Source organism: Marinobacterium sp. xm-d-579, assembly GCF_013282935.1.
Lineage (GTDB): Bacteria > Pseudomonadota > Gammaproteobacteria > Pseudomonadales > Balneatricaceae > Marinobacterium_E.
In genome coordinates this window covers 614,959-638,310 of record NZ_WBYP01000002.1, presented here as the reverse complement: position 1 = coordinate 638,310, position 23,352 = coordinate 614,959, and the positions used below count along the sequence as shown (strand labels likewise).

Here is a 23,352-nt window from a genome sequence, read left to right as displayed (position 1 = left end):
GTCACTTCGTGGCTAACCATTGGGTTTTAAGCCGGATCAGGGTGGAGACTGGTTGGTTAGATCTGTATAATACTGCCCTTCAATTGAAACGCGCTTCGACTGAGTCGTTCGCACATAACTTACGTGGCCTGTCGTATGGGTCACCACTGAGCACTAGGATCTATAAATGCCTGTTATTACTCTTCCTGATTCAAGTAAACGTGAATTCGATCAGCCACTGTCTGTCTTTGATCTGGCGTCTGATATCGGCCCAGGTCTAGCGAAAGCTACCCTTGCTGGTCGAGTGAATGGTGAATTGGTTGATACCTCTTTTGTCATCGAGGCGGATGCAGACGTCTCTCTTATCACGGCGCGCGATGAAGAGGGTGTCGATATCATTCGTCACTCAACTGCGCACTTGATGGCGATGGCCGTTCAAGATCTTTTTCCTGGTGCTCAAGTGACGATTGGTCCAACGATCGATGACGGTTTCTACTACGATTTTGCTTATGAGCGTCCATTTACGCCAGAAGATCTAGAGAAGATCGAAAAGCGCATGGCGGAACTGGCTAAGTCGAATCTTCCTGTTGAGCGCTCAGTTATGAGCCGTCCTGACGCAGTGAAAATGTTTGAAGCGATGGGCGAGAAGTACAAGGTTGAGATCATTGAATCGATTCCTGGTGAAGAGGATCTCTCGTTCTACAAGCAGGGTGATTTCATCGATCTATGTCGTGGCCCACACGTGCCTAATACGGGCCACCTAAAAGTTTTCAAACTGATGAAAGTGGCTGGCGCTTACTGGCGCGGTGACGTTAAAAACGAGCAGCTAACTCGTATCTACGGCACAGCTTGGGGTGACAAGAAAGACCTTAAAGCCTACTTGCACCGCCTTGAAGAGGCAGAGAAGCGTGACCACCGTAAACTCGGTAAGCAGTTGAATCTGTTCCATCTTCAGGAAGAAGCACCAGGTATGGTGTTTTGGCATCCGAATGGCTGGACTCTTTGGCAGGCAGTGGAACAGTACATGCGTGAACAGCAGCGCAAACGTGGCTACCAAGAGATCAAGACACCGCAGGTGGTTGAACGTACTCTGTGGGAAAAATCAGGTCACTGGGATAAGTTCCAAGAGCAGATGTTCACGACCCACTCTGAGAGCCGTGACTTTGCCGTTAAGCCGATGAACTGCCCATGTCACATTCAAGTATTCAACCAGGGATTGCGTTCATACCGTGACCTACCTTTGCGTATGGCTGAATTTGGCTCGTGTCACCGCAATGAGCCATCTGGTGCACTGCACGGTATCATGCGTGTTCGTGGCTTCGTTCAAGATGATGGTCACACTTTCTGTGCTGAGGACTCTATTCAATCTGAGGTGGCTGAATTCATCGACTTCCTTCATGAGGTCTACACTGATTTTGGATTCAGCGACATTATCTACAAGCTCTCTACTCGCCCTGAGCAGCGCGTAGGTTCTGATGAAGTATGGGATAAAGCCGAAAAGGCGTTGGCTGACGCATTGGATGCAGCGGGTCTGGATTGGGAAGAGCTTCCTGGTGAAGGTGCCTTCTACGGTCCTAAGATTGAATTCTCACTACGTGACTGTCTGGGTCGTGTTTGGCAGTGTGGAACGATTCAGGTCGACTTCTCGATGCCGGGTCGACTCGATGCTCAGTTTGTTAACGAGAAGGGCGATCGTGAAACACCGGTTATGTTGCACCGTGCGATTCTAGGTTCGTTTGAGCGATTTATCGGTATTTTGATTGAGCACTACGCGGGGGCGCTGCCGACTTGGTTGTCTCCAGTGCAGGTTGCCGTCATGAATATCACCGATAAACAGTCAGATTTTGTCAATGAAGTGGTGTCTAAGCTGCAAAATAGCGGCATTAGAGCAATTTCGGACTTGAGAAATGAGAAGATCGGCTTTAAAATCCGCGAGCGCACTCTACAGAAAATCCCTTATCTTCTAGTAATCGGCGATAAAGAAGTTGAATCTGGCAGCGTTGCTGTACGCACACGCACAGGTGAAGATATGGGTGTATTTAGTGTTGAAGACTTTGCTAACTTGTTGATTCAAGAGAATAATCGCAAAGGTCGCAGCGAATAAAAACGCTTTAGGAGAAACTAGCTATCAAGCGTGATAACAAGCGCGGTCAAAAGAATTTGCCGCCAATTAATGAAAATATTCGAGCTCGTGAGTGTCGTTTAATCGGCGCTGACGGAGAGCAGGTTGGTGTTGTAAGCCTTAATGAAGCGCTTCGTGCGGCTGAAGAGGCAGGATTGGATCTAGTACAGATCTCCGATTCCGACCCAATCGTCTGTAAGGTGATGGACTACGGTAAACACCTTTACGACCAGAAAAAACGTGCAAATGAGGCTAAGAAGAAACAGACTCAGATGCAGGTTAAAGAGATTAAGTTCCGTCCAGGGACTGATGTGGGGGATTATCAGGTAAAACTACGCAACCTGATACGTTTCCTAGAAGGTGGAGATAAGACCAAGATTACGATTCGCTTCCGCGGTCGTGAGATGGCGCACCAAGAGCTCGGAATGGAGCTTCTTAATCGAGTTGAAACGGATTTGGCAGACTACGGTACTGTTGAAGCTCGTCCTAAACTTGAAGGTCGTCAGATGGTCATGGTCATAGCTCCTAAGAAAAAGTAGTTGGTTCCAAACTAAGACCTGCCGTGCCATCCAGTATGGTGTTGCAGGTTTTGTTCGTTCCAACAGATAACTAACGAATGCGTGGAGAAAGTAAATGCCAAAGATTAAATCTGTCCGCGGTGCGGCAAAGCGTTTCAAGAAGACTGCTAATGGCTTCAAGCACAAGCAAGCCTTCAAAAGTCACATTCTGACCAAGAAGACTACTAAGCGTAAGCGTCAGCTACGCCCAATGCTTCAGGTACATGCAGCTGACCAGGCTCTGGTTAAGCGCATGCTTCCATACATTTAATTGGTTACGAATAGGATTAAGAAGGAGTTACCATGCCTCGCGTAAAACGTGGTGTACAAGCTCGTGCACGTCATAAAAAAGTATTGAAACAGGCTAAAGGTTACTACGGCGCTCGTAGTCGTGTATTCCGCGTAGCCAAACAAGCTGTCATCAAAGCGGGTCAGTACGCTTACCGTGACCGCCGTCAGCGCAAACGTCAGTTCCGTGCTCTGTGGATTGCTCGTATTAACGCAGCAGCTCGCATCAATGGTTTGTCGTACAGCCGTCTGATCGCTGGCCTTAAAAAGGCTAACGTTGAGATCGACCGTAAGGTACTGGCTGATCTGGCAGTGCATCAGCAAACAGCGTTTACCGCTGTTGTTGAAAAAGCAAAAGCAGCACTAGCCTAAGACAATCGTCACCCTAGGGTGATGAATTGATCGACTCAGATAGGGGAAGGGTGCTCGCTCTTCCCCTATTTTTGTATTTGGACCCAGAGAGTGGAGCCGTAAATGGAAAATCTTGACGCCCTGTTGGCGGAAGGAAAAGCCGCTGCTGAAGCAGCGAGCGATGTAAAAACTTTAGACGAAGTTCGTGTTCAGTACCTAGGTAAGAAGGGGCACCTTACCCAGCTATTGAAAGGGCTTGGTAAACTATCTAACGAAGAGCGTCCTGCTGCAGGTGCACGCATCAACGTGGCCAAAGAGGCGCTGTCCGATGTGCTGAATGCGCGTAAGAGCCTACTCGAAAATGCTGCACTTGAAGCGAAGTTGGCTGCAGAGAAGGTGGATGTCACGCTTCCTGGTCGTCAGCCAGAGTTGGGTGGCCTGCACCCAGTGACAAAAACGATGGATCGTATTGAAGCTTTCTTCAGTCGCATCGGTTACTCGGTAGAAGAGGGGCCTGAGATCGAAGATGATTACCACAACTTCGAAGCGCTCAACATTCCATCGCACCACCCAGCGCGTGCGATGCACGATACCTTCTATTTTGACGCTCACCGTCTGTTAAGAACCCACACTTCTCCAGTACAGGTTCGTACGATGGAGGCGCAGAAGCCGCCTATTCGTATTATCTGTCCAGGTCGTGTCTACCGTTGTGACTATGACCAGACCCACTCACCAATGTTCCATCAGGTTGAAGGTTTGATCATCGATAAGAACATCAGCTTTGCAGATCTTAAAGGTACGCTTGAACAGTTCTTACGTGAATTCTTTGAAGAGGATGTGCGTGTGCGTTTCCGTCCTTCCTACTTCCCATTTACTGAGCCTTCTATTGAAGTCGATATCGATCGCGGTGATGGTAAATGGCTAGAAGTACTAGGCTGTGGCATGGTTCATCCAAAAGTACTTGAGATGTCGGGTATCGACTCTGAAGAGTACACCGGATTTGCCTTTGGTATGGGGGTAGAGCGTTTCGCAATGCTGCGTTATGGCGTTGACGATCTACGACTATTCTTTGAAAACGATCTGCGCTTCCTAAGCCAGTTCAACTAATTCAGCCGATAGCAGACGAGAGTATTTAACTATGAAATTCAGTGAACAGTGGTTACGTGAACTGGTTCAGCCTGCCATCGATACGCAGGGTTTAGCGGATCAACTCAGCCTAGCAGGTTTAGAAGTTGATGAGATTGAGTCGGTTGCCAAAGAGTTTTCCGGTGTGGTTGTGGGTGAAGTTCTGAGTGCCGAGCAGCACCCAGATGCCGATAAACTGCGCGTATGTCAGGTAAGCGACGGTAGTGAGACCTTCCAAGTGGTGTGTGGTGCCCCCAACGCCCGTGCTGGAATCAAGACCGCTTTTGCAACGGTCGGTGCCGTTCTACCGGGTAACTTTAAGATTAAGAAAGCCAAGCTACGTGGTGTTGAATCCATGGGTATGCTCTGTGCTGAAGATGAGCTAGGCCTATCGGATGATCATGGCGGCATCATGGAGCTTCCAGCCGATGCTCCAGTCGGTCAGAGTGTCCGTGACTACCTTAATCTTGAAGATATGATTATCGATGTCGATTTGACGCCTAACCGTGGTGACTGCCTAGGTATGGTCGGTATGGCTCGTGAAGTGGGTGTATTGAATAAAGCCGCTGTGGCTGAGATCGATTGCTCTGCTGTTGCAGCAACCATTGGTGATACCGTTTCGATCCAGTTAGAAGCCGCTTCAGCTTGCCCTCGCTACTTGGGTCGTGTCATTCGTGGCATCGATATCAATGCACAGACGCCACGTTGGATGGTTGAGCGTTTAGAGCGTTCTGGCGTTCGCTCTATCGATCCTGTTGTCGATGTTACCAACTATGTGTTGCTTGAGTTAGGGCAGCCAATGCACGCTTTTGATCTGAATAAGATTGAAGGTGGTATTCGTGTTCGCATGGCCGAGCAGGGCGAAGCGCTAACACTGCTTGATGGCAGTGAGATTAAGCTGAACGCTGATACGCTAGTGATTGCCGATCACAATAAAGCAATTGCGATGGCGGGCATCATGGGGGGCGGTAACTCTGAAGTCTCTGAAGAGAGTAAAGATATTCTGCTTGAGTGTGCCTACTTTGACCCTATCGCGATTGCAGGTCGCGCACGAAACTATGGTCTGCATACGGATGCATCCCACCGTTACGAACGTGGTGTTGATTGGCAGTTACAGGCGCGTGCTATTGAGCGTGCGACAGCCTTGCTGATTGATATTGTCGGTGGTGAGGTTGGTCCGGTTATCCAGGCTGTATCTGAAACGAACTTGCCGAAGCCGGTCGCACTTGAACTGCGTCACCAGCGTGTCACTGATATGTTGGCACTTGAAATTCCAGCGGCAGAGATCGAAGAGATCCTAACGCGTCTAGGTCTTCAGTTGCGTGCTAATGGCGATGGCTCATGGATGGTTGCGGTTCCTAGCTACCGTTTTGATATCAGCATCGAAGTTGATCTGATTGAAGAGATTGCACGCGTTTACGGCTACAACAATCTGCCGTCTAACACACCCCGTGCCGAGCTTCCTCTGCCCTCAATCAAAGAGTCGAAACTAACGGCAAGCACCCTGCGTCGTCATTTGGTCTCTCGTGGATACCAAGAGGCGATTACCTACAGCTTCATCGAAGCGGGTCTAGCAAAACAGTTTGACGATCAGAATGAAGCGGTAGCGCTTGCTAACCCTATCTCTGCTGAAATGGCGGTTATGCGTACCACTATCTGGCCAGGTCTCTCTAAAGCAGTTGCTTATAACCAAGCGCGTCAACAGAGTCGAGTGCGTCTGTTCGAGATTGGTCAGTGTTTTATTGCCAATGGTGATGAGCTTGAACAAGAGAACAGCCTAGCGGGTATTATTTCGGGTAACCGTTCACCAGAATCGTGGATGGGTAAGAGCGACAAGGTCGATTTCTTTGATATCAAAGGTGATCTGGAATCCTTGTTTTCTTTGGGTGGCGATGCGAGCCAGTTTAAGCTGGTTGCCGATACTCACCATGCCCTTCACCCAGGTCAGTCAGCTCGCATTGAGAAGGCGGGCGTGACAGTGGGTTGGGTTGGTGCGATGCACCCAAGCTTACAGAAGAGCTTAGATCTTGCAGGTCCAGTCTATCTATTCGAGATGAAGCTATCATCTCTGTTGGAAGGGCGTCTACCTCGTTTTGCATCCCTCTCTAAATTCCCAGAGTCACGTCGTGATTTAGCGATGGTGATCGGTGCAGAGGTGAGCTTTGACTCGGTTCGTTCTATTGCGCAGTCAGAGGGCGGTGAGTTCCTAAAAGAGGTCATCCTATTTGACGTATATACCGGCCAAGGTATTGATGATGGACAAAAAAGTCTTGCTCTTGGCTTGACCTGGCAGCACCCATCGCGCACTCTTAACGAAGAAGAGATCAATGCATCAGTGCAAGCGGTCGTTGAAAAACTGACCTCTGATCTAGGTGCAGTATTGCGAGATTAAACCTAATAAAGGGGTTTGGTATGAGTGCGTTAACAAAAGCGGATATGGCAGAGCGTCTTTTTGAAGAACTCGGTCTAAACAAACGCGAAGCGAAAGAGATGGTTGAATCGATGTTCGATGAGATCAAAGAGAGTCTTTCGCATAACGAGCATGTCAAACTCTCGGGTTTTGGTAATTTTGATCTACGCGATAAGCGACAGCGTCCTGGACGTAACCCTAAGACGGGTGAAGAGGTGCCTATCTCTGCCCGTCGAGTGGTAACCTTCCGTCCGGGGCAAAAGCTTAAAGAGCGAGTAGAGCTGCATTCAGCTAAGCAACAATAATGTCGAGCGATCTTCCTACCATCCCAACCAAGCGTTACTTTACGATTGGTGAAGTCAGCAAGTTGTGTGATCTAAAGCCTCATGTGCTTCGCTACTGGGAGCAAGAGTTCGAACAAATTGAGCCGGTTAAACGCAGTAATCGCCGCTACTATCAGCACCAAGACATTCTTCTGATTCGTGAAATCAAGGGCCTTCTCTACGAACAAGGCCTTACTATTGCTGGAGCAAAACAGTATCTGACAGCAGGTAATACACACGATGATCAAGGGCGGTATAAGCAGTTGATTCGCCAATCGATTACCGAGCTGGAAGATATTCTTAAATCGATGAGAATTAACGCCAACTAGGCTTTAAACCCGAAAGCGCATCCTGTAACATGCGCGCCAAGTTTCCGGAATGTAGCGCAGCCTGGTAGCGCACCTGCATGGGGTGCAGGGGGTCGGAGGTTCGAATCCTCTCATTCCGACCATACAAACACAAAGGGCCACCCGTTAGGGTGGCCCTTTGTGTTTCTGGTGACTGGCTTTAGCCTGTCATCCGCTGTTGGCTTAAATGGACCCTCTGGAAAACGCTCATAAAGCCGATGACAGACTGAAGTCAGTCACGTCGCAGGCGATCAAAGCGCGGCCCCGAAGGGGCGAAATACAGGGGTGTATTTCGTAATCCTCTCATCTCAAATTCGCGACTTTTCGCTGTGCTCAAAATCGCTCCAACAGGGGGCCCTTTGTGTTTTCCGGTGACTGGCTTTAGCCTGTCATCCGCTGTCCGGTTAATTGGGTTGTCTGGAAAACGCTCATAGAGCCGATGACAGACTGAAGTCAGTCACGGGGGCTTCGGGACAAGGTGATGAGTTGTTCTTCTAGCACCTTACGCACCTCATCACTTATATCGTCCAACAGGCGTCTATTGATCTCGACAGACAGCCACTTAGCGGATCCCTCCTTGAAGGCGGTCTCAAAGTGTTCAGACGCTTTGTTGACGTCTTTAGCAACGACTCTTCCAGTGAGGTAGTAGTAGCCTAGATTCCAGTGCGCGAAGGCGTGTTTTTTGGAAGCTGCGCCTTGGTATAGCTTAAACGCTCTCTCCCAATCGATCTCGGTACCTTCCCCGTTTTCGACCATCTGCGCTAAGTTGAACTGTGCGTTGGGTCCGCCTTTTTCAGCGGCTTGTGAAATGAGCTGATAGGCCAGTGCTGTCTGTTTCGGTACGCCAGGGTGTCCCTCCCGGTACATCTTTCCCAATCGAAAGGTTGCACCATTAAAGCCGGCCTCCGAGGCGCGTTTGAAATAGGATTCAGCCTTAACAGGATCTTGTTCCAGCCCTTTACCAAACAGATACATATAACCAAACAGAAAATTGCCTCTGGGGTCTTCATTGAGCTGAATATCACGAGCACCGGCGATAGCTTCTGAATACTGTTCACTGAACAGTGCTTGCCAGGTCTCCCTGAAACTGGCGGCTTGAAGAGGAGTGGTGAGAAGCAGAAATGCAACAGCGATCAGTTTCATCATTAGCTTAGCTCCCAGAACGCTTCAATCAATGGGTTTTTTAAGCTACGTGTTAGTGTAAATAGTCCGATCTCATAGGGTTTTAGAGCGGGTTGTACATCCAGTATTCTGATTCGCTCGACCAGTGGACTGTTATCCAAAACAATTTTGGGCACGACACCAATGCCGAACCCCAAGCTCACCATGCTGACGATCGCCTCGTTACCTGCAACCTGAGCATAGATATTGGGTGTGATGCCTTGCTCGTTTAACCAGTCGTCGACCCGACTTCGAGCAACACCCGCTTCAGAGAGAATCATAGGGGTGCTCTGCCAATCCTCAACGCTTTGTGGTGAGCTGTTGGGTAAGTTGGGTTGTGCCTCTGCCGGTGCAATAAATACTAAGGGAGATTGGGTAATCGGTTTAAATGAGAGGCTTTTGCTCAGGTTGTCGGGTTGAGCGGCAATGGTGATCTCCTCTATACCCTCTTGGATACGTGCAATGGCGCGATCAGGGTCCCCTGTATGAAGCTTAATCTCGATATGCGGATGTACTTGGCGAAAGCGGTTTAACAATTCGTACAGGAAGCTGTAACTAGCTGTTACCGAGCAGTAGATACTGATCTCACCGCTGAGCTGTCCTGTTTTGTCCGTCAATTCGCTGCGAATAATATTCCACTGACTGTAAGTTTCGCGGGCGTACTGTAGAAAGCGTTGCCCCTCTTGGGTAAGAACTACAGTCCGATTATCACGTTTGAACAGTTCTACGCCCAGCTCCTCTTCGAGTTGGCGAATGTTTCGAGAGAGGGCTGATAGACTGACATGGCACTCTTCACTGGCCCGTCCAAAGTGCAGAGTGTCGGCCAATGCTAAAAACTGTTTCAGATTCTTTAAATTCATGGGGGTAGTCTATCTAAATTGTCTATTGTTGCGCAAATCGGGATGTTGTGTTGCAAATATATCAATTTAAGAAACTATTGGTTTTGCTTATAATCTGCCCACTTTGATTAGAACTCTAGTCAGTTGTCCGTGTCGTTCAACGACGCACCTCCCAATTAAATTAGGATCTGTTTAGCATGGCTAACTACTTCAATACACTGCCACTACGTGAGCAGCTAGCGGAACTGGCAAAGTGCCGTTTCATGGATATGTCTGAATTTGCTGATGGCGTTGAAGCGCTTAAAGGCAAAAAAATGGTTGTAATAGGTTGTGGTGCGCAAGGCCTTAACCAGGGTCTTAACCTACGCGACTCAGGCCTAGATGTCTCTTACGCTCTGCGTCCTGAAGCGATTGCTGAAAAGCGTCAGTCATGGAAAAACGCAACGGACAACGGTTTCACTGTTGGTACTTACGAAGAGCTTATTCCTACTGCAGACGTCGTACTTAACCTAACTCCAGATAAGCAGCACACAGCCGTTGTTAACGCGGTGATGCCTCTGATGAAAGAGGGCGCTTGCCTATCTTACTCACACGGTTTCAACATCGTTGAAGAGGGTATGCAGATCCGTGACGACCTAACCGTTATCATGGTTGCACCTAAGTGTCCTGGTTCAGAAGTACGTGCTGAGTACGTGCGTGGCTTCGGTGTTCCAACTCTAATCGCGGTTCACGAAGATAACGATCCTAAGGGTGAAGGTCTAGCACTGGCTAAAGCTTACGCTGTAGGTACTGGCGGTCACAAAGCGGGCGTTCTAATGTCATCGTTCATCGCAGAAGTTAAGTCTGACCTTATGGGTGAACAGACTATCCTTTGTGGTATGTTGCAGACTGGTTCGATCCTATGTTTCGACAAGATGGTTGAAGAGGGTATCGACGCTGGTTACGCATCTAAGTTGATTCAGTACGGTTGGGAAACCATCACTGAAGCACTTAAGTACGGCGGCGTTACCAACATGCTAGACCGTCTATCTAACCCAGCTAAGATCAAGTGTTTCGACCTTGCTGAAGAGCTAAAAGTGATCATGCGTCCGCTTTACAACAAGCACCAGGATGACATCATCGACGGCACTTTCTCACGTGTCATGATGGAGGATTGGGCGAACGATGACGCTAATCTTCTTAAATGGCGTGCAGAGACTGCAGAGACTAACTTCGAGAAGACTCCAGCAGGCGACGTAGAGATCTCTGAGCAAGAGTACTTCGACAAAGGCATCCTTATGGTTGCTATGGTCAAAGCAGGTGTTGAGCTTGCATTCGAAACAATGACGGCTGCTGGTATCATCGCTGAGTCTGCGTACTACGAGTCACTTCACGAGACTCCACTAATCGCAAACACTATCGCTCGTAAGAAGCTTTACGAAATGAACGCAACAATCTCTGATACTGCAGAGTACGGCTGTTACCTATACAACCACGCGTGTGTTCCGCTACTAGCTGACTTCATGAAGGGCATCAAGTCTGACGTTATCGGTAAAGGCCTAGATCTTGACGACAACGGCGTAGATAACGCTCGTCTAATCGAAGTTAACGCTGCACTACGCGCTCACCCAGTTGAAGCGATCGGTACAGTTCTTCGTGGCCACATGGCTGACATGAAGAAGATCGTTTAATTTTAGATAAAATTTAAACGACTCAAAGCCGAGTGCCTCGCAAGGAGTACTCGGCTTTATGCTTTTTATAAACTCTATTTGTTGATTAGGAATCCCCATGTCGACATCCATTCACATTGAAAACCTTGACGTAAACTTTGATGAACGCTTTGACCTTAAAGGGGTCGATTGGACCATTGAGCCCAATCAGCATTGGGTCATCACCGGTACCAATGGTTCTGGTAAGTCGGCGCTTGCAGCGGTGTTAGCAGGGTTTGGTGATGCATTGAATGGATCCATAGAGGGAGTCCCAAATAGAGTTGGACTCGTTTCATTCGAAGCTCAGGCAGAGTTGATCAAACAGGAGCTTAAAAAGGATGACGCCGATATTTTAGATGTCATCTCAGAAGGAACCCCCGTTCGGGAAATGATCTTTGAGCATTGTGAAGATCAACTGTTAGCGGCTGAATTAGTCGAGCAGTTCGGTTTGTCGCCGCTGTTGGATAGAGCATTCCGCAAGCTTTCGACCGGTGAGAGCCGCAAGATGATGTTGGTCCGTGCGTTGGCCAATAACCCAGAGCTTCTTATTTTAGATGAGCCATTTGATGGGTTAGATGCTGATACGCTTGCGATGCTGCAGCAGCATTTAGCCAGCATCATTGATACCACGCCGATGATACTGGTGTTAAACCGCTTCGACGAAATGCCTGATTTTATTACGCATGTCGCTTACATGGAGAAAGTGGGTAATGATGCCGGCCGTCTGGCGTTTCAGGTCGATCGCAGCGATGAATCGGCTTATGCAGAGCTATACCAACTGCTTCACTTGAAAACGACAGATCTAGAGGTTCCACCGGCGGATCCTGCTAACCCGCTTCCAGAACTGAATCCGAATGATCCACTGGTCAAACTGACCGATATCTCGATCAAATACAGTGATGCAGTAATTGTTGAGGGCTTCAACTGGACGATAAATCCTGGCCAACATTGGCAACTGAGCGGTCCAAACGGCAGTGGTAAAACAGGTGTGCTCTCATTGATTACTGGCGATCACCCGCAGTGTTACGTCAACGACATCTTTGTGTTCGGTTTTCAGCGCGGTAACGGCGAGAGTATCTGGCAGATTAAGCAGTTTATTGGTTATGTGTCGACCGCACTGCAATGGGAGTATCGTGTCAGCATCAGTTGTAAAAATGTCATTATCTCGGGCTTCTTTGACAGCATTGGTATGTACACCAAATCAACCGATAATCAGAAGATGATTGCCGATCAGTGGCTTGCACTGCTGGGTATGCAGGATCGCGCCGATGTGCCGTTCAACAAGCTCTCTTACGGTGATCAGCGACTCTTGTTGATTGCGCGCGCCATGGTAAAACATCCACCGCTATTAATTCTGGATGAGCCCTGTCTAGGGCTAGATGATATGAACCGACAGTTGGTATTGGCTCTGATTGAGAAGATCTGTGAGGGTAACGAGACGACCGTCTTGTATGTAAACCACCACGCTGAAGATCAAATCAAAGGGATAGAGCACTTTATGGCGATGCAGAAACGCCAATCCTAATCCGTTAACGAACCACCCATAGTGCAATGAGTAGTGCGGTTGGAATAAGATTTTTAGTAGTTATTGACGGTCCAATATACCTGTGTACGCAATGTTTCTTAAGAGTGGGGATTAAATGAAATATCCAGAAGCCCGCGAATGCGCTGTGACAAAGCTTGTGCTGATAGACCTTTTTTACACACCACGGTAGCACCAGCACTGTAGGCAATTCGCTCCATTTCTGGATCAGCGTGTGATGACAGAACAAAGACAGGTATTTTATGTTCGCTCAAATCATGGCGGATATAACGGGTAATCTCGATACCGTTCATTGAATACATGACAATGTCGACAACCACTAGATCTGGCAGTTGACAGGTGTCACTCAATTTATGAAGCGCCTGTTCGCCACTTTTTGCGACATTTACATCTGCTAATGTATCTAGAGCTCCACTGATGAAATCTTGAGAAAACTCATCGTCATCAACAATTAGTACTCTTGGCTTCCGGGTGTTGTCTGTCATTTTTTTATCTACTTTATGCTATGAATTCATCCTAGCACTGATTGAATCAGTTCAATACTGCACAGACCATGTTTCTGGTATAAATAGGAAAAATTTAGAATAAGAGTCTCTTCTAATGAGTAATCAGATTAGTGTTTTTAGTACCCCGGATATAAGTGATCTACCTGAAGATATCCGTGATCTTATTTTAACGGTTCAGGAAAAGTCCGGTTTCGTTCCTAATGTTTTTCTGGCATTGGCTAGGAGGCCAGACGAGTTTCGTGCGTTCATTGCTTATCATGATGCGCTTATGGAGCGGGAATCAGGGCTGACAAAGGCTGAACGTGAGATGATTGTGGTGGCCACTAGCAGCCTGAACCAATGCCAATATTGTGTCGTTGCGCACGGCGCAATTTTGAGAATACGTGCGAAAAATCCATTGATTGCCGATCAGATAGTTGCCAACTACCGTAAAGCAGATATTACTGGCCGCCAGCGCGCCATGTTGGACTTTGCCATGAAGGTCGCTCAATCAGCTAATGAGGTCGGTGAGGCAGACTTTGATAGGCTGCATGCTCAGGGGTTCAGTGATGATGATATTTGGGATATCACGTCAATCACAGGGTTGTTTGGCTTCTCTAATCGCATGGCCAATGTCATGAGTTTGCGCCCTAATGATGAATTTTACAGTTTAGGTCGCTAGTAAGGATTGTTATGAAAAAACAGGTAATTGCTTCTCTATTTGTTGGCTCTTTAACCCTAGTTTCAAGCGGAGTATGGGCAGAAGATTGTAAGGTTAAAACCTATGTTTCAGCGAGTGAAGAGCTTTCCGAACATGTAGCAGATCTATATGGATTCGAACGTAAGCCCTCATTGGGCTACTTGACGATCACTTGCGTTGATCCTGTGACTTTCGGTTCTTATCAATTTGAGGATCCAAAGGTAAGAGTGTCAGGATCAACAGGAGACGTGGTATTAGAGATGCGTGAGTTTTATGAAGGAATGCGCATCATGTACACCGCTAACTTTCCGTTCACCCATGGTGAGGTGACTCGATTCAGTGTTGTAACCGATCTCAAAGAGACAGACGCTCAACTCAATCATCAGTTTGAACAGCGTCTGTTTAATCGCTAACTATCAGCTTAAAGGGACGATCAACACGGGTATTACACTGTGGCTCATGACTTTGCGTGACGTTGAGCCCAGTAACATGTGCTGAAGGGTCGCATGGGTCCGAACACCCATGACAATCATATCCGCATTGATCTTGTCAGCTGTATCGATGATGACTTGCCAAGGGGTGCCTTGATCGACGCAAGTGGCAATGTCGCTCGGATTAATGGACCCTTCTGGAACCTCGTCCTCGCAAAACGCTTTGATGCGTTGTTCCACTTTTTCCATCAAACGGGCAGAGCCACTTCTCTCTAACTCATTAAGCTCATCACGATCGATGACATTTTGTAGAACAGCAGCTGCGCCGTCACTGATCTTCTCTACGGCGTGCAAGTAGGTGAGTTTGGCATCGTACAGCTCGGCGAGTTTAACAGCGTGTCGAAACGCAGGGCGTGAGCCATCATTAATGTCTGATGCGTAAAGAATATTGTTTACGGCAGGTAGCATAACACTCTCCAGATTGGGTCTTATGCCTGTACTTTAGAGAGTGTTTGGCAGGGTGTCAGAAAAAGAACATCTTTGTCTGATTTAGAGCAATTTTAGATCGGGATTTTGTCAATTCCATCCGCCACGGTGTCGATTGACTCGTCAATTGGGTCACCGACCACGGGTACGACAGAGATGATTGCCCCACCAACGCGCATAGGCACCGTCACGACTTTAGTAAGTACACAGCCTTGAAGAGTCAGGGCTGCAAGGAATAAGGTAATGAGCTTAATATTCATGCGAGCACTATACCTTAAAAATGTTTATAAAAGTGGCTATATTCTCAGAGTGCTTAAAGAAAAAATGAACGGAGATAAGAGGTAGTAAATGGTGCCGGCACCAAGAGTCGAACTCGGGACCTACTGATTACAAGTCAGTTGCTCTACCAACTGAGCTATACCGGCACAAAGAGATGGTCGGAGTAGTAGGATTCGAACCTACGACCCTCTGCTCCCAAAGCAGATGCGCTACCAGGCTGCGCTATACTCCGACAAGGAGTGAGAAAAAGTGGTCGGAGTAGTAGGATTCGAACCTACGACCCTCTGCTCCCAAAGCAGATGCGCTACCAGGCTGCGCTATACTCCGACTTTTTCTCTTGTTGAGTAAAGTTGGCTCCTCGAGCTGGACTCGAACCAGCGACCAATAGATTAACAGTCTACTGCTCTACCAACTGAGCTATCGAGGAACTGTTTGCTCAACTGAGGGCGCATATACTAATTACGGGGCGGACCTTCGTCAAGCGCTCATTTGAACTTTTTCCTACTATTTCTTCAGGTATAATCTTTCGAATAAATAATAAGTTAGCTGACACCTCTGTTAGCCCACAAAGAGTACAAAAAATGACCAGAATTCCAGGAAAAGATGCCCCGCTTGAAGAGTCGATCGAGCGCATGAGTCAGGGGCTGAAGGAGCTTGGTTTTGACATAGAGGAGGTGAGTTGGCTCAATCCTGTGCCTCACGTCTGGTCACTGCACATTCGAGATCGTCACTGCCCACTGCTATTTACCAACGGTAAAGGGTCTACTCCGGAAGCCTGTCTTGCCAGTGCGCTGGGCGAGTTCTATGAACGATTGAGTACTAATTACTTTTTTGCCGATTACTTTTTCGGTCAAGACATTTCCGATCGTGAGTTTGTACACTATCCCAATGAACGCTGGTTCCCAGCCTCTGCAGGTCAATGGCCAGAAGGCCTGCTGGATCAAAACAGCCGAAATCACTACGACCCCGATGAGGAGCTCAGTGCCGATATGTTGGTCGACCTAAACTCGGGTCGAGCTGATAGAGGTGTGTGCGCTTTGCCATTTGTTCGTCAGTCGGATAAACAGACAGTCTGGTTTCCAGTCAATGTATTAGGAAATCTCTATGTCTCCAACGGTATGGCTGCCGGCAATAATCTCTTTGAAGCGCGCGTTCAAGCGCTGTCAGAGATTTTTGAGCGTCATATAAAAAACACCATTATCTCCAGTGGTATTACACTGCCGCGCATTCCGGCTAAGGTGATTGCACAATATCCTCGCATCGAAGCATCCATCAAAGCACTGCGTGTTCAAGGATTTTTGGTTGATGTGCGTGACGCCTCTCTTGGGGGAAAATACCCTCTGGTAAATGTCACGCTCTTTAATCGCAATGATGGTGGCTGTTTCGCTTCATTTGGTGCTCACCCTAAGTTTGAAGTGGCACTGGAGCGAACCGTCACTGAGTTGTTGCAGGGTAGGGCTTTGGACTCTCTGAACGATTTCCCGCACCCAACCTTTGATATTGATGAGGCGGCAGAGCCTCAAAACTTGGAGACGCACTTTATCGACTCCAGTGGGGTTGTCGCATGGGATATGTTCGCCGATGAGCCTGATTACCCCTTTACCGAGTGGAATATAGAGGGAAGTTCTGAGAATGAGTTTGACGAGCTCTGTCGAATCATTCATGGCGTAGATTTACAGATCTATATTGCTGACTATCAACACCTTGGGCTCGATTGTTGCAGGATTTTGGTCCCAGGGATGTCAGAGATCTATCCTGTTGATGAGTTAATTTGGCGAAACAACAATCTAGCTGCGCCTCTGCGATCACGACTGTTATCGCCCGCTCAACTTGATCAGGAGATGGCGTTGGATCTGTTGGAAGAGTTAGAGCAGGGTGGATTTGATGATCAACAGCGTCTTGCTAAGCTGTTAGGGGTCGCAACGGACTCTGATTCGCCCTGGGATCGTGTTCGCATTGGGGATATTAAGTTCAAGCTCGCGCTTAAGTCTGGCGAGTTAGAGTTAGCCCTAGAGCAAGTTGACTGGATGTTAAACTTTGGTCACCTAACAGACGATGAGATTAAATTGCACCGCTGTCTTTCTGAATTGATACGATTAGAGATAGATTCCAATCGTGAACGAGAACAGTATGAACGCCCATTGGTTGCGCTCTATGGTGAAGCGCTATACCAAGAAGCTCTGGCTAATATTGCTGGAGAGAAGCTGTTCGATGCTCTGTCCGGGCTTGATGAGACACTCTCTAACCTAAACACTCATCACTCTCTGCTAACAGTCTATAAGCGTTTGCATGATGTGAAGTCAGGTTCTTATGAAAAACGGTATTAAGACAATAGGGACAGTCAGCACAGTTGCGGTCGCAGAGGCTCTATTTAGATGCTAGTTTTAATTTGTGATTGTCCCTTGGCTGTCTAGTTCGATTCCTATTATTAGCAGCACAATTCAGCACCCGCAGTGGGTGCTTTTTTTTCCACAAAAAAGGCCAGCATCCGCTGACCTTTTATCCTATGGGCAGTTAACCCTTATCGACCATTAACCTGCGATCAGTGAGCCTACAAAAATTAGGGCGGGTGAAATCGCGATCAGTAGAAAGACTAGATCCAGTGCCCATACAGTTGCCGGTGTGTGATCTTTTGAAATAGCAGCCATTTGCTTGCTCCTTCTGTTTGTTTGGTTAACTGTAGATTACGCCTTTCTAATATAGCCGCATTGATATGTGTCAAAAGATTCATTTGTCTTCAATTTGTAACAAAACGCTGAAATAATTCTGTCATCTTATGAAGGAGTATTTTATGCGCGTTGGTATCAATGGGTTTGGTCGAATGGGCCGTCTGACAGCTCGTGTACTGTTTGATAGTGCGGATGTGGAGATTGTTCAGATCAATGATCCCGCTGGGGATGCGGCAACCTTGGCTCACCTTATGAATTTCGATTCCGTTCATGGACGTTGGAGCAGAGAGGCACTTCCCGTTGATGGTGGCATGCAGGTGGCAGATCAGTTCATTGCCGTTAGCTCGCACAAGACCATTGATGAGACCAACTGGAGTGGCTGTGACCTGGTCATAGAGGCGTCAGGGAAGTTCAAATCAAAAGAGGCACTCCAGCCCTACCTTGATCAAGGGGTTAAGCGTGTCGTCGTCACTGCGCCGGTCAAGCAAGAGGGTGTGCTGGACTGTGTCATGGGGGTGAATGATGACCTATTTGACCCTGAGCAGCATCGAATTGTGACAGCCGCCTCTTGTACTACCAACTGTCTAGCACCTGCGGTGAAGGTAATTCATGAGAATTTAGGTATTAAACACGGTTCTATGACGACCATTCATGATATTACCAATACCCAGACTATTATTGATGCTCCGCACAAAGATCTGCGTCGTGCTCGCTCTTGTGGTACCAGTTTGATTCCCACCACAACCGGTTCGGCGACGGCAATTACGCATATATTCCCAGACCTAAAAGGTAAGTTGAACGGCCACGCGATACGTGTACCTCTAACCAATGCATCGATTACAGACTGTGTCTTTGAGGTCAACAGAGCGACCAGTGTTGAAGAGGTTAATCATTTGCTTAAATCCGCATCAGAGAGCTATTTAGCAGGCATTTTGGGCTATGAAGAGCGTCCACTGGTTTCGATCGATTACAAGACGGATCCTCGTTCAAGTGTCGTCGATGCGCTCTCGACCATGGTGGTTAACGACACTCAGGTGAAGCTCTACCTCTGGTACGACAATGAGTGGGGCTACGCGAATCGTACTGCGGAGCTGGCCCTTAAAGTCAGTCACCGAGTTTAAGTAGTCCGACCCTAATTGAGTTGCGTAATCTCTTTAACTACTTTAAGGAGGCTGCGTGACTCAAATCGCCATTTTTCCCATTCCCGACTGTGTCACCTTTCCTGGCACAGTGTTTCCGTTGCATGTATTTGAACCTCGTTACCGACAGATGATCAATCACTGTTTGGAGACAGGTATGCCGGTAGCGATTTGTCACACACAAAAAGAGATCAGTCCTGCCAAATCGGGATTGCCTCTGAAAGAGGCGTTGCAGACAAACCAAGCAACCTATCGACCCTACACAGTGTTTAGTGCTGGTCAGTGCGAGCTGATTAAGCAGTTAGATGATGGGCGTCTAGTGGTGGATGTCCATATCGATCAGCGATACCGTTTGGGTCAATCACTGCAGCAGATTCCCTACTCGGTGTATGAGTGTCAACCAATGGCTGATCGTGAGATGACTGAAGATGAGTTATCAGAAGCGATTGAGCTGGTTGATAAGGTGCGCCATCGTGTACTGGCAATGGTGCAAGGTGATAGCCGAGCGGCCAATAAATTGAGAGACATTCTCAATCAAGAGGAGTGGTTAACAAAATCGCCACAAGCGTTCAGTTTTGAGCTGTTTGGATTAATTCGATTTGATGCTCACTATTTGCAGCAAGCACTGGAGATGGAGAGTGCGGTGGAGCGACTCAGATTCACACTGGATTTAATGAATCGCTGACCTAGGGAATCTGCGAATAAGTTTCGCATCTTCTCTGCGGGACTTGTTCGCAGGTTTCTTACTCCCAAACTTCTCGGATAGGCTCTCCGAAATCGTCGTAAATGACTTTGCGTTTAGGTTTACTCAGTTTTCTAGCTAATTTAGGGCGCTCTTTGATTAGGCGTCTTGCATCGATGGTCTGCAACACACCCTCGCAGGGGGTTCTCGACTCGCGCGGTTTGCCGTCATTAAAGACGGGGCGTATCAGTCCTCCGTGCGGAACTCCACTCTGACCCTGAGGAATCTCTTTAACCTCGCCACCAGAGCGCAGAAAATCCTGAACTTGCTGTTCAAGCTCGGCGCGGATCTGGGCTTTGGTCTTTTTGTCGAACATGATTTCATCCAAATAGGTCAGCCGAGTATTGTAAGGCTTTGCGCAGTGGTTGGCGATATCTATTGAGTGGCTGGTCTGGCGGATGACAGGCTGAAAGCCAGTCACCGCAGCTCCGAAGCCAAGTCGCTAAACCAGTGACTGGCTTTAGCCTGTCATCTGCCCTTGATGCTACACCCAACTGTCTTGGCAATTTTGTTAAGGCGTTGCGTCAGACAACTCCGAGTTGCTGTGCTGTTTCAAAAACTCGTTGGAGAGTTCAAACGTGACTTTGCGGCGTTGAATAGGGCAGTTGAATGCCAATTTGACAGCAAATAACTGCATGCCTGCTAGGTTTTTGTTGTCACTTCCGTAGCGTGGATCACCCATAACAGGGTGGTCGATCTGATTGAGATGACGTCGGATCTGGTGTGTTCGCCCGGTCAGTATCTCTACATAGAGATCCGAATAGTCACGATCGGAGTTGTAGTGCAGTCGGGTGAATTTGGTATGGGCCGGTTTGCCATCCAGTTTATTGATGATTTCACCGGACTCGGGTGCCTGCCCTGAGACAAGACAGCGGTAAAATTTTTCAACCTTACGGTTTTGGAATTCGCGCGAGATGGCGCCTGCAACACCCTGTTTATGAGCGATCACGATCAGACCTGCCGTTTCACGATCCAAACGGTGTATTAAAAACGAAGCGCGTTTCGGTTCAAGTGTTTGCTCGGCTAAACGAGTAATGGCAAGGTGATCACACCAGTCATTTCCCTGTGCAACCATACCGGCTGGTTTGAACCAGACAGAGTAACCTTGAGCATCCACCAAACATTGCGCGCCTTCTGGTTTACGGCCTAAGAGTTCAGAATCGTAAAAGAGAGAGATCCGATCGTTTTTTTGCAGAATCTCCTTGGCCTTACGCAGGCGCTTACGACCTTTTTGGCCACGCTTCAGCCAGCAGGCACCTTTACTCAGTGCGTCCTTAATTTTCTGTTTGGAGATTGCGGTCTCTTGCGCCAGAAAGTCGGTGACATTGCTGCCGGCTTGTTCAGTGGTGATGGATTTTTCGAACTCTATTTTCATAAAAATTCGGCACCCGAAGGTGCCGTTATCTCGTCTTGTTGAATCAGTCTTTTACGACATCGATGTAGTAGTGATCGACGCCGTTTATGTTCTCTCGCACTAGTCCGTGACAGTCTGTTTCGAAGCCAGGGAACTGGGCGTTAAATTCGCGAACAAACTTCAAGTAGTCAACGATGGTTGAGTTAAAGCGCTCACCCGGTATAAGCAGTGGTATGCCCGGTGGGTAAGGTGTCACGAGCATGGCGGTGGTTCGACCCTCTAGTTCATCGATTGAGACACGTTCAACTTCACGGTGCGCCATCTTCGACCAAGCATCTGCCGGTGTCATAGCAGGCTCAATCTTAGAGAGGTACATCTCTGTCGTGATTTTTGCGACATTGTACTTGCGGTAGATGTCGTGCAGTGAGTGACAAAGATCACGCAGACCAATGCGCTGATATTCAGGGTGCTGTGCGACAAATTCAGGCATAACCCGCCACATGGGTAGGTTGTTATCAAAGTCATCTTTGAACTGCTGAAGTTCAGTCACCATGGAGTTCCAGCGGCCCTTGGTGATGCCGATGGTGAACATGATGAAGAATGAGTAGAGTCCCGTTTTTTCAATGATAATGCCGTGCTCTGCAAGGTATTTGCTCACAATCGCCGCGGGAATGCCGTGCTCATCAAACTCACCATGGATGTTCAATCCCGGTGTGATAATGGTCGCCTTAATTGGGTCGAGCATGTTAAAGCCAGACTCAATCTTGCCAAAGCCGTGCCAAGTGTCTTCTTCATGGATGACCCAAGCATCACGATCGCCAAGACCTTCATCATCCCACTTCTGAGGCCCCCAAACCTTGAACCACCAGTCGTTCTCACCAAACTCTTTTTCAACCTTAACCATGGCGCGACGGAAGTCGATCGCTTCATACAAGGACTCCTCGACCAGTGCTGTACCACCGGGAGGCTCCATCATCGCAGCGGCAACATCACAAGAGGCGATGATCGCATACTGAGGGCTGGTCGATGAGTGCATCAGGTAGGACTCGTTGAATCGGAAGGTATCCAGCTTACGGTTCTTAGCGTCCTGTACTAGGATCTGAGAGGCCTGTGACAAACCTGCCAACAGTTTGTGCGTTGACTGTGTTGCAAACACCAGGGTGTCGTCAGAGCGTTCACGGCTCTCTGTGCCGCCAATCGCGTGCATGTGGTTGTAAAACTTGTGGAATGCTGCGTGAGGCAGCCAAGCTTCGTCAAAGTGCAGCGTATCAATGGTGTCGCCCAGCATCGCTTTGATCGTCTCTACGTTGTAGAGAATGCCATCATAGGTCGATTGCGTCAGTGTCAGTACGCGAGGTTTTTTGTTCAGTGCTTCACGAGCAAAGGGGTTCTCTTCGATCTTGCGACGAATCGTCTCGGGATCAAACTCACTCTTTGGAATCGGTCCGATAATGCCGTAGTGGTTACGAGTTGGCATTAGGAAGACCGGTATCGCACCACACATGATGATCGAATGCAGAATCGATTTGTGACAGTTACGATCCACTACCACAATATCGCCAGGGGCAACGGTTGAGTGCCAGACCACTTTGTTCGACGTCGAGGTACCGTTAGTGACAAAGAAGAGATGATCAGCGCCAAATATGCGTGCAGCACTCTGCTCTGAATCTGAAACAGGGCCTGTGTGGTCCAGAAGCTGTCCAAGCTCTTCAACCGCATTACAGACATCGGCACGCAGCATGTTCTCCCCGAAGAACTGGTGGAACATCTGCCCAACCGGACTTTTCAAAAAGGCAACACCGCCCGAGTGTCCTGGGCAGTGCCAAGAGTATGAAGAGTCGCTTGCGTAGTTCATCAACGCATTGAAGAAGGGCGGTGCTAGTGATTCGAGGTACTTTTTCGCTTCACGAATAATGTGGCGTGCAACGAACTCGGCAGTGTCTTCGAACATATGGATGAAGCCGTGAAGCTCACGCAAAATATCATTCGTCACATGACGAGAGGTACGAGTTTCACCGTACAAGAAGATTGGGATCTCGTTATTACGCTTGCGAACTTCGGTAATAAAGTCGCGGATGTTATTCAGTACTTCGTCGGACAGATCATCCGTTTCACCCGAATCAAACTCCTCATCATCGACAGAGATGATGAAGCAGCTGGCGCGGCTCGCCTGTTGAGCAAATGCTGTAAGATCGCCGTAGCTGGTTAAGCCGACAACCTCCATACCCTCTTTTTCAATAGCGGCTGCAAGGTCACGAATGCCTGAGCCAGAGATGTTTTCAGAACGGAAATCTTCGTCAATGATGACGACAGGGAAACGAAATTTCATCCACA

Annotated in this window: 23 protein-coding genes and 5 tRNA genes; 16 read left to right on the top strand and 12 right to left on the bottom strand. The window is 48.2% G+C overall.

Going from position 1 to position 23,352, the window contains the following annotated elements; genetic code table 11:
- The first annotated feature begins 166 nt into the window (after positions 1 to 166).
- From thrS to XMD579_RS06675, 9 genes are all read left to right on the top strand, one after another.
- On the top strand, positions 167 to 2,083 hold the full coding sequence (gene thrS / locus XMD579_RS06715) for a threonine--tRNA ligase (protein ID WP_173483499.1): 1,917 nt from the start codon (positions 167 to 169) through the stop codon (positions 2,081 to 2,083).
- Between the two features lie 56 nt (positions 2,084 to 2,139).
- Entirely contained in the window at positions 2,140 to 2,640 is a 501-nt protein-coding gene (gene infC, locus XMD579_RS06710; protein ID WP_173482056.1) for a translation initiation factor IF-3, read from the top strand.
- Positions 2,641 to 2,734: 94 nt separating this feature from the next.
- The gene (gene rpmI / locus XMD579_RS06705; protein ID WP_173482055.1) at positions 2,735 to 2,929 is read left to right on the top strand and encodes a 50S ribosomal protein L35; all 195 of its coding nucleotides are present in this window, start codon (positions 2,735 to 2,737) and stop codon (positions 2,927 to 2,929) included.
- A gap of 32 nt (positions 2,930 to 2,961) precedes the next feature.
- The gene (gene rplT, locus XMD579_RS06700) at positions 2,962 to 3,318 is read left to right on the top strand and encodes a 50S ribosomal protein L20 (protein WP_173482054.1); all 357 of its coding nucleotides are present in this window, start codon (positions 2,962 to 2,964) and stop codon (positions 3,316 to 3,318) included.
- A 102-nt stretch (positions 3,319 to 3,420) separates the two neighbouring features.
- A complete protein-coding gene (gene pheS / locus XMD579_RS06695; RefSeq protein WP_173483500.1) occupies positions 3,421 to 4,404 on the top strand; it encodes a phenylalanine--tRNA ligase subunit alpha in 984 nt (327 codons plus the stop codon).
- A gap of 31 nt (positions 4,405 to 4,435) precedes the next feature.
- Complete coding sequence (gene pheT / locus XMD579_RS06690; RefSeq protein WP_173506111.1) at positions 4,436 to 6,814, top strand: phenylalanine--tRNA ligase subunit beta; 2,379 nt, start codon at positions 4,436 to 4,438, stop codon at positions 6,812 to 6,814.
- 20 nt (positions 6,815 to 6,834) lie between these two features.
- Positions 6,835 to 7,137 carry an integration host factor subunit alpha gene (ihfA, locus tag XMD579_RS06685; protein ID WP_173482051.1) on the top strand — a complete coding sequence of 101 codons (303 nt, stop codon included), beginning with the start codon at positions 6,835 to 6,837 and terminating at the stop codon, positions 7,135 to 7,137.
- Complete coding sequence (locus XMD579_RS06680; protein WP_173482050.1) at positions 7,137 to 7,484, top strand: MerR family transcriptional regulator; 348 nt, start codon at positions 7,137 to 7,139, stop codon at positions 7,482 to 7,484. The genes ihfA and XMD579_RS06680 overlap by 1 nt, the downstream gene beginning before the upstream one ends.
- 45 nt (positions 7,485 to 7,529) lie before the next feature.
- Positions 7,530 to 7,606 (top strand) — tRNA-Pro (locus XMD579_RS06675).
- A 349-nt stretch (positions 7,607 to 7,955) separates the two neighbouring features.
- On the opposite strand, the gene XMD579_RS06670 is transcribed toward XMD579_RS06675, so the two are convergent.
- Positions 7,956 to 8,648, bottom strand: coding sequence for a tetratricopeptide repeat protein (locus tag XMD579_RS06670; protein WP_173506110.1), 693 nt, complete (start codon positions 8,646 to 8,648; stop codon positions 7,956 to 7,958).
- Entirely contained in the window at positions 8,648 to 9,523 is an 876-nt protein-coding gene (gene ilvY, locus XMD579_RS06665) for an HTH-type transcriptional activator IlvY (protein ID WP_173481120.1), read from the bottom strand. The genes XMD579_RS06670 and ilvY overlap by 1 nt, the downstream gene beginning before the upstream one ends.
- Before the next feature lie 176 nt (positions 9,524 to 9,699).
- Here ilvY and ilvC point away from each other — a divergent pair, with 176 nt between their 5' ends.
- Together ilvC and modF are read left to right on the top strand one after the other, a co-directional pair.
- Positions 9,700 to 11,172: a ketol-acid reductoisomerase gene (gene ilvC, locus XMD579_RS06660; RefSeq protein WP_173483503.1), complete on the top strand. Its 1,473-nt coding sequence runs from the start codon at positions 9,700 to 9,702 to the stop codon at positions 11,170 to 11,172.
- A gap of 97 nt (positions 11,173 to 11,269) precedes the next feature.
- A complete protein-coding gene (gene modF / locus XMD579_RS06655) occupies positions 11,270 to 12,715 on the top strand; it encodes a molybdate ABC transporter ATP-binding protein ModF (RefSeq protein ID WP_173481118.1) in 1,446 nt (481 codons plus the stop codon).
- A gap of 98 nt (positions 12,716 to 12,813) precedes the next feature.
- Here modF and XMD579_RS06650 read toward each other — a convergent pair whose 3' ends face one another.
- Positions 12,814 to 13,218: a response regulator gene (locus tag XMD579_RS06650; protein ID WP_173481117.1), complete on the bottom strand. Its 405-nt coding sequence runs from the start codon at positions 13,216 to 13,218 to the stop codon at positions 12,814 to 12,816.
- Positions 13,219 to 13,333: 115 nt separating this feature from the next.
- Here XMD579_RS06650 and XMD579_RS06645 point away from each other — a divergent pair, with 115 nt between their 5' ends.
- Both XMD579_RS06645 and XMD579_RS06640 read left to right on the top strand, forming a co-directional pair.
- Positions 13,334 to 13,900, top strand: coding sequence for a peroxidase-related enzyme (locus XMD579_RS06645; protein ID WP_173484059.1), 567 nt, complete (start codon positions 13,334 to 13,336; stop codon positions 13,898 to 13,900).
- An 11-nt stretch (positions 13,901 to 13,911) separates the two neighbouring features.
- Complete coding sequence (locus XMD579_RS06640; protein ID WP_173484058.1) at positions 13,912 to 14,331, top strand: DUF4426 domain-containing protein; 420 nt, start codon at positions 13,912 to 13,914, stop codon at positions 14,329 to 14,331.
- A 3-nt stretch (positions 14,332 to 14,334) separates the two neighbouring features.
- Here the strand turns inward: XMD579_RS06640 and XMD579_RS06635 are convergent, their stop codons facing one another.
- The 6 genes from XMD579_RS06635 to XMD579_RS06610 all read right to left on the bottom strand — a co-directional run bounded on the left by XMD579_RS06635 (position 14,335) and on the right by XMD579_RS06610 (position 15,541).
- A complete protein-coding gene (locus XMD579_RS06635; RefSeq protein WP_173481114.1) occupies positions 14,335 to 14,817 on the bottom strand; it encodes a universal stress protein in 483 nt (160 codons plus the stop codon).
- Between the two features lie 92 nt (positions 14,818 to 14,909).
- A complete protein-coding gene (locus tag XMD579_RS06630) occupies positions 14,910 to 15,095 on the bottom strand; it encodes a DUF6726 family protein (RefSeq protein WP_173484057.1) in 186 nt (61 codons plus the stop codon).
- Between the two features lie 89 nt (positions 15,096 to 15,184).
- Positions 15,185 to 15,260, bottom strand: a tRNA-Thr gene (locus XMD579_RS06625).
- A 9-nt stretch (positions 15,261 to 15,269) separates the two neighbouring features.
- Positions 15,270 to 15,346 (bottom strand) — tRNA-Pro (locus XMD579_RS06620).
- 18 nt (positions 15,347 to 15,364) lie between these two features.
- Positions 15,365 to 15,441 (bottom strand) — tRNA-Pro (locus tag XMD579_RS06615).
- Positions 15,442 to 15,465: 24 nt separating this feature from the next.
- Positions 15,466 to 15,541, bottom strand: a tRNA-Asn gene (locus tag XMD579_RS06610).
- Positions 15,542 to 15,695: 154 nt separating this feature from the next.
- Here XMD579_RS06610 and ycaO point away from each other — a divergent pair.
- The 3 genes from ycaO to XMD579_RS06595 all read left to right on the top strand — a co-directional run bounded on the left by ycaO (position 15,696) and on the right by XMD579_RS06595 (position 19,607).
- Entirely contained in the window at positions 15,696 to 17,441 is a 1,746-nt protein-coding gene (gene ycaO, locus XMD579_RS06605; RefSeq protein ID WP_173506109.1) for a 30S ribosomal protein S12 methylthiotransferase accessory factor YcaO, read from the top strand.
- Positions 17,442 to 17,905: 464 nt separating this feature from the next.
- Positions 17,906 to 18,904, top strand: coding sequence for an ArsJ-associated glyceraldehyde-3-phosphate dehydrogenase (locus XMD579_RS06600; RefSeq protein ID WP_173506108.1), 999 nt, complete (start codon positions 17,906 to 17,908; stop codon positions 18,902 to 18,904).
- Between the two features lie 55 nt (positions 18,905 to 18,959).
- The gene (locus XMD579_RS06595) at positions 18,960 to 19,607 is read left to right on the top strand and encodes an LON peptidase substrate-binding domain-containing protein (RefSeq protein WP_173481110.1); all 648 of its coding nucleotides are present in this window, start codon (positions 18,960 to 18,962) and stop codon (positions 19,605 to 19,607) included.
- A gap of 58 nt (positions 19,608 to 19,665) precedes the next feature.
- Here XMD579_RS06595 and XMD579_RS06590 read toward each other — a convergent pair whose 3' ends face one another.
- From XMD579_RS06590 to XMD579_RS06580, 3 genes are all read right to left on the bottom strand, one after another.
- Entirely contained in the window at positions 19,666 to 20,085 is a 420-nt protein-coding gene (locus XMD579_RS06590; protein ID WP_173506107.1) for a hypothetical protein, read from the bottom strand.
- A 90-nt stretch (positions 20,086 to 20,175) separates the two neighbouring features.
- Positions 20,176 to 21,039, bottom strand: coding sequence for an RluA family pseudouridine synthase (locus XMD579_RS06585; protein ID WP_173481108.1), 864 nt, complete (start codon positions 21,037 to 21,039; stop codon positions 20,176 to 20,178).
- A 43-nt stretch (positions 21,040 to 21,082) separates the two neighbouring features.
- Positions 21,083 to 23,347 carry an Orn/Lys/Arg decarboxylase N-terminal domain-containing protein gene (locus tag XMD579_RS06580; protein WP_173506106.1) on the bottom strand — a complete coding sequence of 755 codons (2,265 nt, stop codon included), beginning with the start codon at positions 23,345 to 23,347 and terminating at the stop codon, positions 21,083 to 21,085.
- Positions 23,348 to 23,352: the final 5 nt, after the last annotated feature.